The following is a 13,008-nucleotide window of genomic DNA, read 5'->3' on the forward strand; positions in this document are numbered from 1 at the left end:
GCGGCCCGCCCTGGTGATGGTGCGCGATGAGGTCAGAGGGCACGGGCCATGGATGTCGTGTCGCGCCGGTCTTCCAGCCAGTCCTCGACCGCTGACTTTGGCATCGGTCGGGCAATGCCGTAGCCCTGGAATTTGTGGCACCCAAGCTGCAACAGCTTGTCCATCTCGGCCTCGGTCTCCACACCTTCGGCCAGGCATTCGATATCGAGGTTGCGGCAGAGGTCGATCAGGGTCCGCAGGATCATTTCCTGTTCCGCATCCTGATCGACCCCAGAGATAAAGTCGCGGTCGATCTTGACGCCATCAACCTTGAACCGTCGCAGGTTGGAAATCGACGCATGGCCGGTGCCAAAGTCGTCCAACTCGATCTTGTAGCCGCGTTTTTGCAGTTTCGCGATGGTATTGAGCGCCGGATCCACCCCGTCGCCAAACAGCACGCTTTCCAGTACCTCGATATTGAGATCCTCAGGCTGCAGCGCCGCCGCAAAGAGCGCGTCGTCGAGGAATTCCACCAGCCCGCCGTCGCGCAACTGCTTGGCCGAGAAATTGACGCTGACGTTGGGGGCGGGCAGGCCACGTTTGCGCCAGTCCTGCATCGCGGCAATGGCCTGTGTCACGATCGTGGCGGTCAGCCGGTCGCCCAGCCCATGTTCAAACGCCAGGGTGATGAACACACCGGGGTCCAGCATGCCGCGTTCGGGATGCTGCCAGCGCGCCAATGCCTCAAACCCCAGGATCTCTCCGGTTCGGCCGTCCACCTGGGGTTGGTAAAAGGCCATGATCTCGCCGTTGTCCAGCCCGGCACGCAGGTCTTTCAACAGCGCCATATTACCTTCGAACCGGGCGCGGGTGGCATCGTTGTAAAAGGAGGCGCGGCCGCGACCTTCGCTCTTGGCAACATAAAGTGCGATATCGGCGTTGGACAGGACGCGGGCCGGGTCCTTTTCAGTGTCTTCGACAAAGGCGATGCCGATGCTGGCGCCCACGTTGACAAACTCCCCCCAGAGCTCGATGGGTTGGGTGATGGCCTCGATGATCCGCAGGGCCAGCGCCTCGACCTGGGCGGCGTCCTTGGTGTCCTGCAGCACGATGACGAACTCATCCCCGCCGACGCGCGCGGTCATGTCGCCTTCGCGGATCTCGGCCAGCATCGCCCTGGCCGCGTGGCGCAGCACCTCGTCCCCTGCCGCATGGCCAAGCAGATCGTTGATCTGTTTGAACCTGTCGAGATCCACATGCAGAACCGCGGTGCGGTGTTTGGCCTTGTGATCAGCGTCGAGGCAGTCGCTCAGATGTTCCTGCAAGGCGCGCCGGTTGGGCAGGTTTGTCAGCTGATCGTGCAAGGCCAGATGCTCGATCCGGGATTTCGCGGTGCTCAGGTCCCGCAGCGTATGGCAAAAGGCAGACACACCACGCGCGATTTGCCCCACCTCGTCCTGGCGGCAGAGGTCCCGCACCGTGGTGTCGTAGTCGCCGGACCGGATGCGCTCCATCGCGGTGCCGAGTCGGGTGAGGGAGGCCGCGAGCTGGCTGCCAAAACCGAGAAAGGCGGATCCTGCCAGAAGGAAAATCGCAATCATCGACACAAAGACCACCGCAACCTGGCGAATATAGCCTCTGCGGGCGGTCTGGTTGGCCTGGGCCGCGCTCAGGCGGACCTGCTGTTCCAGCGCGACCAGGGAAAGTTCCAGTCTTTCGGCCAATTGATTGAGCCTGCTGTGGGACGGAACCTGGGAATCGGGGATCAGCCCCAGCGCGATCGACGCTTCGGTGTTCCAAACATTGAACTGTTGTTCGACCCGCGCGACCATCTCTTTCTGGCGCTGGGATCCCTCGGCGGCCCGCACCTCTGCCCAGACGTCTTCGAAGGCGGCGACAAATTTCTGTTGCTGCATTGCAATCGCGGAGGGGTGCGTCACGCTGTTGAATTCGAGGAACCGATGCAGCTGGACCTTGGACTCCTCAAGAATCCGCTGGGCGCGTTCGGTGGCCCGCAGGGTCCGCAATGTCTCCGAATCGGCATGTTCGATTTCATTCTGCGTCTGGACGGCGGCAAGGGAAATCCACGAGGCACCGACAACGCCAATCAGCATTAGAAATATAATGGGGCCAAGGATGCGGCGTTTGATCGACATGCTGTGTCCTCAGTCGACCGGCAGCGCTGGGGCCGAAACATGCGGCTCATAGGCGGTCAGGGTTTCAAGAAATTCAACGAGATCATACGCATCGCCGTCAGTCAGCGTCTCAAGCGCGTGCAGGTCGCTGGGCGCGCTCTGTGAGGAACTGCCGCCGCGCCGATAATGGTCGACGACGTTGCGCAGCGAAGTCAGGCTGCCGTCATGCATATAGGGCGGACGCAGGGCGATGTTGCGCAGGCCGGGCGTTTTGAACCGATACTCCATATCCGCATCCAGGAACCCCCGGCCAATGTCCCCGTTCAGAATGCCGACGCGATGAAACTCATGGTCGGTAAAGGCCCAGCCCATATGGCACGAACTGCATTGGGCAACGCCGGTGAAAATCGCGAATCCCCGCTTGGCAGAGGGTGAAATGGCGTCTTCGTCCCCTTCGATCCAATCGTCAAAGGGTGACCAGCCGGACCGAAGCGTCCGTTGATAGGTCGCCAGCGCGGCCAGGACGTTGTCTCCGGTCAGCCCCTCCTGCGGAAAAGCGATTTCGAAATAACGTCGATACCCCGACAGCGCATTCAGCCGCCCAAGCACCTGTTTCATGCTGGAATTCATTTCCTGCGGATGGGTGATCGGCCCCAGCGCCTGTTGCTCCAGCGTTGCCACCCGACCATCCCAAAAGAAATGTTCCGATTCCGCGAGGTTTTCAATTGTGGGCGTATGGCGGTCCAGCTCATGCCCCTGCGCGCCTATTGCCCGTTCGGCCGGCGTCTCCCAGCCAAAAGATGGATTATGACAGGTTGCACAGCTGAAATTCTGTGTTCCTGACAAGCGGGCATCAAAAAACAGCATTTTCCCCAATGCGGCTTTTTGCGGCGAATAGGGCGACTCGTCCGGGAAGGGGATGCGCGCGGGGCGGCTGAAAGATGTCCTGAGATCGACAGATGGCGCCGCTGCTCCCAACAGGAAGAAACAAAACAGGCCCAGCAATAAAGGTCTCAGTGATCGCACGTCCAGATTTCCCATTTCGATAGCTGAGCGGTGTCAGCAGTCAAAGATTGGCGTTCTGGCGTGAAAAAACAGTTTATTCCCCTTCCGGAAGTTGAGCTACTTCATTGAAAAATGGAGTAAATTTTGTAGGCAATTTGTGCCGGCTCTGCTTTTGGGCGCGTTTGTACCCACCGCAATGAGCGCGTCGCGACCTGTCCCGCATCCGGTTCGGACCTCTGCATCGCCCCTGGACCGCGCCGTGATTTGTGTCCCGACCGCGTCCATTTTTCTTTGGCGGCGGGAGCCTTGCAACTTCGCCGCAGTGTTTAATCAAACTGTTGGCGCGAGGGAGCGTTGCGGGTTTTGCCCTGATTCCAATAGCCGGTGCCGGCCGGTGTGGAATCCAATTTGACTCACATTTTAGATATATACGCTTACATTTTAGCTCTTCATTAGCATCCTCACGGCAAGAGTTGGCGTGCATCTTATTGAGTTGGTTGTGGCGGCTGAAGTGCTCCACACGTTCAGAAAGACGAGAGAGAAACCCCATAACGGGGCAAGGAAATACACCGGGGCCAAAGTGCTCCTTGCTCAAAGGAACTCATGCTATGTCCAGCATTTTGACAAACAACGGTGCTATGGTCGCCCTGCAGACTCTACAGTCTGTGAACCAGAACCTCACCGATACACAGAACGCGATTTCAACCGGCAAGGAAATCGAAACAGCCAAGGATAACGCGGCTGTCTGGGCGATTTCTAAGACCATGGAATCCGACATTGCCAGCTTCGAAGCAATCGAAGAAGGCCTGGCAATGGGCGACGCCACCGTCGCCGTTGCTTCTGCAGGTGCCGAACAGATCGTTGAAAAACTTGTTGAAATCAAGGAATTGATTGTTTCGGCCCAGGCCGAAAACGTTGACCATGACAAGATCCAGACCGACATTGACTCCAAGGTTGATCAGATCGAATCCATTATCTCTGCTGCGCAATTCAACGGCGCGAACCTTTTGACGACCACCATTGATGGCACATCGACCGAAATGGGCATTCTTGCCTCGCTTGATCGTGTTGGGGCCGGCGGTACCGTCACGTCGACTGACATCACCATTTCCGCGCAGGGCTTTGACTCCAGTCTTGACCTTGCTTCGGACCTGACCAGCATCTCGGATACGGATACTGCAGCGTCCGCACTGGAAGAAATCGAGGCCTTCCTGCAGACGGCCATCTCGGGTGCCGCAGCACTTGGTGCCGCCTCGGCGCGGATCGACGACCAGGCCATGTTTGTCGCCAATCTGGTGGACTCCATGACCCTGGGTGTTTCGACGATGACCGACACCAATATGGAAGAATCCTCCGCTCGATTGAGCGCGCTTCAAACGCAACAGGAACTGGCGGTGCAATCGCTGGGGATCGCAAACGAAGCGCCGCAGCGACTGCTGCAGCTGTTCAACTAAACATCGACGCAATGACAGGGATGTCAAAGGGGCGCCATTGGCGCCCCTTTTTGCACTGCGCGGTGCGCCTGTTTTTGTCTCTCCGCGGCTGCCGCATGGCCTGACCTGAGGTACGTGCGCAAAATCCCCATAGTCGCCGCCAGGGTGCGATTCCCATAATATGCCTGTTTTTTAGGCAAATTCGAGGGGTTCCCGGGACATGGACAGCCTGTCTGCATAGAAAATGACCCCTTTTGTCGGTGATGGCTTTGTGAAAGCCGCGCGATGATGCAGGCTTTTTTTATGAATACACCGCCATTCTTCGACGAGATGCTGAGCGACCCGGGGTCGGTACGCGATCCCTACAAGGTCTATTACGAGTGGTTCAGCCAGGATGACATCAAACGACTGCGTCGCAAGTCGCGGGAGGCCGAAGCTTTCTTTCGGCGCATCGGGATCACATTCAATGTCTACGGGCAGGAGGAGGCCGACGAACGGCTGATTCCCTTCGACATTGTGCCCCGCATCATTTCCGGCAAGGAATGGAACAAGCTTGAACGTGGCATCGAACAACGGGTGCGGGCGATCAATGCGTTCTTGCATGACATTTACCACCGGCAGGAAATTCTGCGGGCCGGGCGAATACCCTACGAACTGATTTCCGGCAACGAAGCCTTTACCCCGGAAATGATCGGCGTCGATCCGGCGGGCGGGGTCTATACCCATATTGCCGGCGTCGATCTTGTCCGCACCGGCGAAGACGATTTTTACGTGCTCGAGGACAATGTGCGCACGCCCTCGGGGGTCTCCTATATGCTGGAGAACCGCGAAACCATGTTGCAGATGTTCCCGGAATTGTTCGCGCAAATGAAGGTGCGCCCGGTGTCGTCCTATCCGCAGCTTTTGCGGCGATCCCTTGCCGCCAGCGTGCCACGGGGCAGTCGCAACAGCAGCCCCGTTGTGGCGGTGCTGACGCCGGGGATCCACAATTCGGCCTATTTCGAACACGCTTTCCTGGCGGATCAGATGGGGGCCGAGCTGGTCGAAAGCCACGATCTGCGGATCGAAGATGGCTATGTCGCGATGCGCACGACGCAGGGCTATCAGCCGATTGATGTTTTGTACCGGCGGGTCGATGATGACTATCTTGATCCATTGACCTTCAACCCCACCAGCCTTTTGGGCGTGCCGGGGATCATGGATGTTTACCGGGCCGGTAATATTACCATCGCCAATGCGCCCGGTTCCGGTATTGCGGATGATAAGGCGCTTTATTCCTATATGCCGGATATCATCGAATTCTACACCGGTGAGCGGGCGATCCTGAAGAACGTGCCGACCTGGCGGTGTTCGGAACCGGACTCCCTGGGCTACGTCCTCGACAATCTCGCGGATCTGGTGGTCAAGGAAGTCCATGGCTCCGGCGGCTACGGCATGTTGGTCGGTCCCGCTGCGAGCAAGAAGGAACTGGCGGCCTTTGAGGCAAAACTGCGGGCCAAGCCGGCCAACTATATTGCCCAGCCGACGCTGGCCCTGTCGACGGTTCCGATCCTTGCCAAGTCTGGCCTGGCCCCGCGCCATGTGGACCTGCGCCCGTTTGTTCTGGTGTCGCCGAACCGGATCGACATCACGCCGGGCGGGTTGACGCGCGTGGCGTTGAAAAAGGGGTCGCTGGTGGTGAACTCCTCGCAGGGTGGCGGCACCAAAGACACCTGGGTTCTGGGGGACTGATACTGTGCTTGGAAGAACTGCAGGCGGCCTTTTCTGGATGTTCCGCTACCTTGAGCGGGCCGAAAACACGGCCCGGCTGCTTGAGGCGGGCTGGCATATCGCGCTGACCCATTCGGATGGCAGCACCAACGAATGGGAATCCATCGTGCGGACCGCCGGCCAGACGGTGGCTTTTGAAGCGAAACACGAGGAATACTCCCCCCAGTCGGTCATCAACTTCCTGTTGCGGGACCTGGAAAACCCCTCCAGCGTCATGGCCTCGGTCGAGCTGGCGCGGTCAAACGCCCGCGAGGTGCGCACGGCTCTGTCGGGCGAGGTCTGGGAAGCCACCAATGAATGCTGGATGGCGCTGAAAAAAGCGCTGGCCCGGCCGGTGAGCGAACGCAATCTGCACGAGACCCTGGCCCTGATCCGCAATCGGGCTTCGGTCGTGCGTGGCGCGCTGCATGGGACGATGCTGCGCAACGATATTTTCTCCTTTGCGCGGCTCGGTACCTTTATCGAACGGTCCGACAGCACGGCGCGCATCCTTGATGTGAAATACTATGTGCTGCTGCCCTCTGCCGCCTTTGTCGGCAGCAGCATGGACAACGTCCAGTGGGAGGTCATCCTGCGCTCGGTTTCGGCGGAACGGTCGTTTTCCTGGCTGCATGGCGGCGCGGCCTCGCCGCAAAAGATCGCGGAATTCCTGATCCTTGACGAACGCATGCCCCGGTCGCTGGCGTTTTGTTCCATGAAGGTGGCGCAATACCTGCGGCATCTGGAAAACGACTATCAGGTCAGGCACGAAAGTCAGGTGATCGCAAAATGTATCGCTGAAAGGGTGCAAGACACGGCAATTGACACTATCTTTCAACAAGGGTTGCACGAGTTCCTTGGGGATTTCCTCCTGGAAACGGTTCGTCTCGCCAACCAGATAGAGAAGGATTTCCGGTTCAATGGCTGATGTCACGCGGCTCTCCATTCGGCACGTCACCACATATAGTTACGAACAACCGGTGCATTATGCCCTGCAGAAACTGCGGCTGACACCGCTGTCCGGGCCGGGGCAAAACGTGGTGGAATGGCGCTCGACCGTGACCGGCGGCAGCAAGCAACTTGTCTATAACGATCCGCTGATGAACCACACCGAACTGGTGAAGGTCGACAGTAACGCCACCCAAGTCGAAATCGTGAGCGAAGGCATCGTCGAAGTCGAAAACCGCAACGGCGTTGTCGGCCAACATACTGGTTTTGCACCGCTTTGGCTGTATGAAGCGGCGACGCCCCTGACGGCTGCGGGCAACCAGGTGCGCCATCTGGCGGCGCGGGTTCGCCAAGAGACCGAAGAGATGGACGAAATCCCCCGGATGCATCATCTCGCGGCGGAAATCAGCGATACCGTGCAATACGAGATCGGCCAGACCGATCCCGACACCACCGCCGAAGTCGCTTTGGCGGCCGGCCATGGGGTCTGTCAGGATCACGCGCATATCATGATCGCCGCCGCCCGGCATCTGGGCTATCCGGCGCGCTATATCAGCGGGTATCTGTTGATGGACGGGCAAATCAGCCAGGATGCCAGCCACGCCTGGTGCGAGATCCACCTGGATACCCTGGGCTGGGTTGGCTTTGACGTGTCGAACCGGATTTGCCCCGATGGACGCTATGTCCGGGTCGCCGTCGGACGGGATTATGGCGATGCGGCGCCAATTGTCGGTATTCGGCAAGGCCACGGTGACGAAGCGCTAACAGTTTCCTTGCAGGTTCAGCAGTAGGCTGATTGAAGGCTCTGGTAAAGGAGATGCGTTCATGACCTATTGTGTGGGCCTCATGCTGAAAAAGGGGCTCGTTTTTATGTCCGACACCAGGACCAATTCCGGTGTCGACAATATCTCGACGTTCCAGAAAATGTTCACCTGGGAGGTCCCGGGGGAACGGTCCATCACGCTGATGACCGCCGGCAATCTGGCGACGACCCAATCCGTTATCAGCCTGCTCGAAGAACGCAGCAAGCAACCGAGCGAGCGCAATCCGGGTATCTTGCAAATGCCGTCGATGTTTCAGGTGGCAACGCTGGTCGGTAACCTTCTGAAAGAAGTGATTTCGACCCATGCCGAAGCGGGGCAGCGGGCCGATTCCGCCTTCAATGCGACGATCGTGCTGGGCGGGCAGATCGGCGATGGCGCGCCTTGCATGTTCCTGATCTATCCGGAGGGGAACTTTATCGAGGCCAGCTTTGACACGCCCTATTTCCAGATTGGCGAAACCAAATATGGCCGTCCCATTCTGGTGCGCGCCTATGATCCGGAGATGAGTTTTGAGGACGCGGTAAAGCTGCTGTTGGTGTCCTTTGACTCGACCATCAAGGCCAATCTCTCGGTCAGCCTGCCGCTGGATGTGCATATCTACAAGGCGGGCAGCCTGAAAAACGGCAGGATTTTCCGCATCGCGACCGATGATCCCTATTATGAAAGCGTCTCGACCGGCTGGGGGATCGCCCTGCGCGAAGCTTTTGGTCAGTTGCCGGACTTTGTTCTGCCCGAAACCTGAGGTCGGGCAGAACAATTTGGCATGCGGCCGGCGCGTTTAGCCGAGCGGTTTGTAGGCGGTGACGTCGATCTCGATCTTGGCGTCGACCATCAGTTGTGACCGTACGGTCGACCGTGCCGGGGCGCCATTTGGGAAATAGGTCGCATAGACCCGGTTGAAGGTCCAGAAATCGCGCGGATCGTCCAGCCAGACATTGACCTTGGCCAAATCTTCCAGTGTGCAGTCCGCCTTGGCCAGCACGGCGATCACGTTTTCCATGGTGCGTTTGGTCTGGGCCTCGATGCCGCCGGGTTCAATTTCGCCGCGGTCGTTCATCGCAACCTGGCCCGAGATAAAGACAAAATCACCAGCGCGCGTGGCCGGGGAAAAGGGCAGGTTCTGTCCGCCGGCGCCGGTCCGTTCCGCGCCGATCCGTTCAATAGTCATGGGTAGTCTCCTGGTTTGGTGTGGGTCATCCGCCGCGCCGCCTGTTGCGGCCGACGGCAGGGGGGAGGGGTGAAAAGGGGGCGCGCCGTGTGGCGCGCGCCTCTACCAGACCTGGCCGCGGGCCGAGACCGGTTCGCGCCCAAGAATGTGATTTCCGCGCATCAACACAACATGTTCCAACATATTGGAAACGACGCAGGCATGGTTTGGTACGATGCGCAGTTGGTCCCCGACCTTGAGGCCAGTGGGACCGGCGCAGGTGATCCGCCCGTGTTCCTCGCTCAGCTGGTCAATGCAGAGGTCCGGTCGGTCGCACACATGGCCATACCCCGCCAGACCAAGCAGATCCGAGGTCAGAACCTTTGATCCGGCATCAATCACAGCGCGGTTCTCTGTCGGGGTCGAGACAACGGTGGCCAGCACGGTCAGGGCGCAGTCGGCCCAGTTGCAGGTGCCACGGGACACAAGCGAGCGGTCGTTGTAGATATAGGTGCCGATGCGATATTCGGTCGCCAGGGGCATGTCATGGGCCTGCCACATATCCGGCGACCCACCTGAGGAAATGACCGGCACCGCCAGGCCCTCAGCCTCGATCAACTGTTTGGCCCGACCCAGCCAATCGGCCACATGGGCCGCGCCGCCGGTGGGCGGATAGGTCATCAACCCAGCGAAGCGAAGGCCAGGCAAGGCGTTGATATCGCGCGCCAAATGAGCGGCCTCTTCGGGGGTGGCGACGCCGCAGCGATGTGCGCCGGTGTCGCATTCCACCAGCACGGGCAGCGGCGATTGTGCATCCGCAAAGCCCGCGCTTAGCCCTTGGGCCACCACCATGCTGTCGGCCACGACCGACAGTTTGACTTGCTGAGCCAGGCTGCGCAGACGCGCGACCTTCTCGGCGCCAAGGATGTTATAGGTGATCAGGATGTCCCGCATATCACCGCCCGCGACCATGGCTTCGGCCTCGGTGATCTTTTGGCAGGTGATGCCGATGGCGCCCTGTTGCAGCTGATATTGCGCCAGCCGGGGCAGTTTGTGGGTCTTGATATGGGGCCGCAGCGCCAGTCCGTGACGGTCGCAATAGCTCTGAAAATCGCGCACGTTGGCTTCGGCAATGTCGAGATCGACCAATACGGCGGGCGTGTCGATGGCAAGGGCTGGCATCAGGCGGGTTCCTCGGCATGGGGGGACTCGACGCGCGGCCAAAGGGCGCGGGTGAGCCGGGTGTAGGGGGTGCGCGTCGGGTCGTTCGGGTAGGGACCGTCGACCGAGGCATAGAGGATTTCACCCGCAACTGGCGCAAAGGCTCCGTGAAAATGGTTGGTCGATTTCACAACCAGGATCCGTTTCTGACGGATGTCGATGCCGAGGTTGGTGAACAGGTCGGGCGAAAAAGTCTGGCTGCGATTGGTGTTCAGCACAATATCCAGATCGCCGATGCGGATCACGGCGCAATCGCCCAGCGGCACCACGGAGGCCCCGAAACTCTGCACCGCCTGCCGTTGCAGACGCTGGACCGTAACCCGCGCGTCCAAAGGCGCGCCGGCATGGGCCGAGGTCTTGCCGCCAAAGCGCAGGTCCAGCGTCGCCCCTTCGCCGGCGGCAAAGCACAGCCGCACCGCCATCGGGTCCCAGATGGTGCCAAAGGCGACGCCGCTCAGCTGCTGGGCCAGAACTTCGCGCAGCAGGATGGTCGAATCTCCAGCCGCGCCGCCGCCGGGATTGTCCCAGACATCGGCCACCACCACGGGGGTCTTCTGGCTGGTATCGGCGCGGCGCAGGGCCTCGGCCGGGGGCAGGAAATCGGGCTTGGTGCGGCCGCGAAAACTGAACAGTTCCATCCCCAGATCGCGGGCCAGCGCCTGGCCGCGAGGCGCGTCGCCATCGGTGACGACAATGATCTTGGCACCAAGGTCGGGGCTGTCGCCGGCCATGAACCCGTGGATGACAGAACCGGAGAGGATCTCGCCACGGGCCTCCAAGCCCATGATTTTGTCCACAAATCCGCGCATGGGCTGGATGCTGGTCGGCAACACGTCCATCATCCGCACATCAAAGACGGAGATCTGCGGCGCGATCTCGCCGCGCACCGCGCGCAGGGTCAGATCGACGCAGGCCTCGCCCGTCTCGACAAAATCGGTATGGGGGAATTCCTTGAACACGGTGATGATGTCAGCGTTTTCGACCCGCTGTGCGCTCAGGTGGCTGTGGGGATCAAAACTGACACCGATTTTTGCCGCTGGACCGGCCAGCCGGCGGGCGGCGGCGATCAGCTCCCCCTCGCAATCGACGCAGCCCTCCGCGATCATCGCACCATGCAGGCCCAGCACAACCGCATCGACGGGCAGCGCCGCGCGCAACTGGTCCAGCACCTCGTCCCGCAACCGCGCCCATGTGGCCGCGCTGACCAGCCCGCCCGGCTCTGCCCATGTGGCGGTGCCCTCGATCAGCGTGATGTCCGGGTTCGCGCGGGCGCGCCGACGCAGCGCGGGAAACACCGCCGAACAGAGCGTCGGGGTCTCCGGGTGCTCTCCCGGAGGGGCGTAGAAGCTCTCGGCAAAATCCGAGAAATCGCTGCGTAGCGGAGAAAACGTATTGGTTTCAGTGGCAACAGAAGCGCAGAAAACGCGCATGGGGCATATCCTTGAGTGTTTGCTATCGGGGCGCGACACAGGCCGCGCCCCGATCCGGTCGGTATCAGTCGATGTAGGTTGACGCGTTTGCGGTCTCGACTTCGGCCTTGAAGAGGGTCAGCAGCTCGCCCGCTTTTTCGTCAAGGTTTTCGCCGACATGGGCCTCGAACGCGGGCTGTGTGGCAGCGGCCATCGCGGCGCGTTGCTCATCCGACAGGGCGGTCACTTCGATCTTGTCCATCAGGCCAGCCAGTCCGCGATCCGAGGCTTCGATGATGCGGGACAGGCCACGGCTGGCCGTGACGCAGCTTTCGGCGGCGGTGTGCAGTGTCGCCTGTTCCGCCTCTGTCAGATCGTCGTAAAACGCCTTGTTGACCATGAAGGTATAGGGCGAGAACAGGTGATTGGTCAGCGTCATGTGTTTCTGCACCTCGGCGAAATTCGCGAATGAGATGATCGGCACCGGGTTCATCTGTCCGTCGATCACGCCGGTCTGCAGGCCGGAGTAAACCTCGCCCCAGCTGAGCGGATAGGCCTCTGCGCCAAGCGCCTGCACGATTTTCTGGTGGCTGGGCAGGGTCATGGTGCGGATGCGGATGCCGTCAAAATCCTCAAGGTTGGCGATCTGGCGTTGGGAGTTGGTGACCGCAAAGAAGCCGCCGGTATCCGGGAAGCCGAGCACAACCACATCGCCCAGTTCGGCCTCGATGTCTGCGGCCAGGGTGGCACCGAATTCACCGTCAAAAACCGAATAGGTGGAGGCATTGTTGGCGAAGGCAAACGGCAGGTTTAGCACGTCGATGCGCGGGTAATAGCTGGCCAGCGCGCCGGTCGAGGTCAGCGTCGCCTGGATGACGCCATCGCGCACCTGCTGGACATGTTCGGCGGCGGTGCCGAGCTGGTTGGAGCCGAAAACCTCGACCGTGACGCTGCCGTTGGTGTCGGCGGTGACGATGTTCTGGAAGACGGCGGTGCAGGCATGGGCCGGGTTCTCGAATGGATCGGTCTTGTTGTCATGGCCAAAGCGGATGGTGCCACCGGCCATGGCAGAGCTTGCGACCAGAGCGGCGAGCGCGCCGACCGATGCGGACTTGAGTGCTGTTTTCATTGTGTTTTCCTCACTGTTGGTTTTGGTTG

The 13,008-nt window shown here is 60.2% G+C and carries 11 protein-coding genes; 5 read left to right on the forward strand and 6 right to left on the reverse strand.

The window, feature by feature from the left end:
* Window positions 1-32: 32 nt before the first annotated feature.
* Both TRIHO_RS18020 and TRIHO_RS18025 read right to left on the reverse strand, forming a co-directional pair.
* Window positions 33-2,135 carry a putative bifunctional diguanylate cyclase/phosphodiesterase gene (locus TRIHO_RS18020; RefSeq protein ID WP_068246962.1) on the reverse strand — a complete coding sequence of 701 codons (2,103 nt, stop codon included), beginning with the start codon at window positions 2,133-2,135 and terminating at the stop codon, window positions 33-35.
* Between the two features lie 9 nt (window positions 2,136-2,144).
* Complete coding sequence (locus TRIHO_RS18025; RefSeq protein ID WP_068246965.1) at window positions 2,145-3,155, reverse strand: cytochrome-c peroxidase; 1,011 nt, start codon at window positions 3,153-3,155, stop codon at window positions 2,145-2,147.
* Between the two features lie 572 nt (window positions 3,156-3,727).
* Between TRIHO_RS18025 and TRIHO_RS18030 the strand changes: the two genes are divergently transcribed.
* The 5 genes from TRIHO_RS18030 (at window position 3,728) to TRIHO_RS18050 (ending at window position 8,815) form a co-directional block, all read left to right on the forward strand.
* Complete coding sequence (locus tag TRIHO_RS18030; RefSeq protein ID WP_068246968.1) at window positions 3,728-4,573, forward strand: flagellin N-terminal helical domain-containing protein; 846 nt, start codon at window positions 3,728-3,730, stop codon at window positions 4,571-4,573.
* Between the two features lie 282 nt (window positions 4,574-4,855).
* Window positions 4,856-6,283 carry a circularly permuted type 2 ATP-grasp protein gene (locus TRIHO_RS18035; protein ID WP_068247215.1) on the forward strand — a complete coding sequence of 476 codons (1,428 nt, stop codon included), beginning with the start codon at window positions 4,856-4,858 and terminating at the stop codon, window positions 6,281-6,283.
* A 4-nt stretch (window positions 6,284-6,287) separates the two neighbouring features.
* A complete protein-coding gene (locus tag TRIHO_RS18040; protein WP_068247218.1) occupies window positions 6,288-7,229 on the forward strand; it encodes an alpha-E domain-containing protein in 942 nt (313 codons plus the stop codon).
* Window positions 7,222-8,040 (forward strand): transglutaminase family protein, encoded by an 819-nt coding sequence (locus TRIHO_RS18045; RefSeq protein WP_068246971.1) that lies wholly within the window; start codon window positions 7,222-7,224, stop codon window positions 8,038-8,040. Before TRIHO_RS18040 ends, TRIHO_RS18045 begins: the two co-directional genes overlap by 8 nt.
* Window positions 8,041-8,074: 34 nt before the next feature.
* Window positions 8,075-8,815: a proteasome-type protease gene (locus tag TRIHO_RS18050; RefSeq protein WP_068246974.1), complete on the forward strand. Its 741-nt coding sequence runs from the start codon at window positions 8,075-8,077 to the stop codon at window positions 8,813-8,815.
* Between the two features lie 36 nt (window positions 8,816-8,851).
* Here the strand turns inward: TRIHO_RS18050 and TRIHO_RS18055 are convergent, their stop codons facing one another.
* The 4 genes from TRIHO_RS18055 to TRIHO_RS18070 all read right to left on the reverse strand — a co-directional run bounded on the left by TRIHO_RS18055 (window position 8,852) and on the right by TRIHO_RS18070 (window position 12,979).
* A complete protein-coding gene (locus TRIHO_RS18055) occupies window positions 8,852-9,241 on the reverse strand; it encodes a RidA family protein (RefSeq protein ID WP_068246977.1) in 390 nt (129 codons plus the stop codon).
* 102 nt (window positions 9,242-9,343) lie between these two features.
* Entirely contained in the window at window positions 9,344-10,402 is a 1,059-nt protein-coding gene (locus TRIHO_RS18060; RefSeq protein ID WP_068246980.1) for a D-TA family PLP-dependent enzyme, read from the reverse strand.
* Window positions 10,402-11,871: a M81 family metallopeptidase gene (locus TRIHO_RS18065; RefSeq protein WP_068246983.1), complete on the reverse strand. Its 1,470-nt coding sequence runs from the start codon at window positions 11,869-11,871 to the stop codon at window positions 10,402-10,404. The genes TRIHO_RS18060 and TRIHO_RS18065 overlap by 1 nt, the downstream gene beginning before the upstream one ends.
* Window positions 11,872-11,935: 64 nt before the next feature.
* The gene (locus tag TRIHO_RS18070) at window positions 11,936-12,979 is read right to left on the reverse strand and encodes a TRAP transporter substrate-binding protein (RefSeq protein WP_068246986.1); all 1,044 of its coding nucleotides are present in this window, start codon (window positions 12,977-12,979) and stop codon (window positions 11,936-11,938) included.
* Window positions 12,980-13,008: the final 29 nt, after the last annotated feature.

The sequence above is a fragment of the Tritonibacter horizontis genome (assembly GCF_001518015.1).
GTDB classification, from domain to species: Bacteria; Pseudomonadota; Alphaproteobacteria; order Rhodobacterales; family Rhodobacteraceae; genus Epibacterium; species Epibacterium horizontis.

Excerpts from the sequence above, each read along its gene's own strand:
- TRIHO_RS18035 (WP_068247215.1), top strand. The coding sequence starts at position 4,856 with ATGAATACACCGCCATTCTTCGACGAGATGCTGAGCGACCCGGGGTCG.
- TRIHO_RS18065 (WP_068246983.1), bottom strand. The coding sequence starts at position 11,871 with ATGCGCGTTTTCTGCGCTTCTGTTGCCACTGAAACCAATACGTTTTCT.
- TRIHO_RS18025 (WP_068246965.1), bottom strand. The coding sequence starts at position 3,155 with ATGGGAAATCTGGACGTGCGATCACTGAGACCTTTATTGCTGGGCCTG.
- TRIHO_RS18055 (WP_068246977.1), bottom strand. The coding sequence starts at position 9,241 with ATGACTATTGAACGGATCGGCGCGGAACGGACCGGCGCCGGCGGACAG.
- TRIHO_RS18045 (WP_068246971.1), top strand. The coding sequence starts at position 7,222 with ATGGCTGATGTCACGCGGCTCTCCATTCGGCACGTCACCACATATAGT.
- TRIHO_RS18070 (WP_068246986.1), bottom strand. The coding sequence starts at position 12,979 with ATGAAAACAGCACTCAAGTCCGCATCGGTCGGCGCGCTCGCCGCTCTG.
- TRIHO_RS18050 (WP_068246974.1), top strand. The coding sequence starts at position 8,075 with ATGACCTATTGTGTGGGCCTCATGCTGAAAAAGGGGCTCGTTTTTATG.
- TRIHO_RS18060 (WP_068246980.1), bottom strand. The coding sequence starts at position 10,402 with ATGCCAGCCCTTGCCATCGACACGCCCGCCGTATTGGTCGATCTCGAC.
- TRIHO_RS18030 (WP_068246968.1), top strand. The coding sequence starts at position 3,728 with ATGTCCAGCATTTTGACAAACAACGGTGCTATGGTCGCCCTGCAGACT.
- TRIHO_RS18020 (WP_068246962.1), bottom strand. The coding sequence starts at position 2,135 with ATGTCGATCAAACGCCGCATCCTTGGCCCCATTATATTTCTAATGCTG.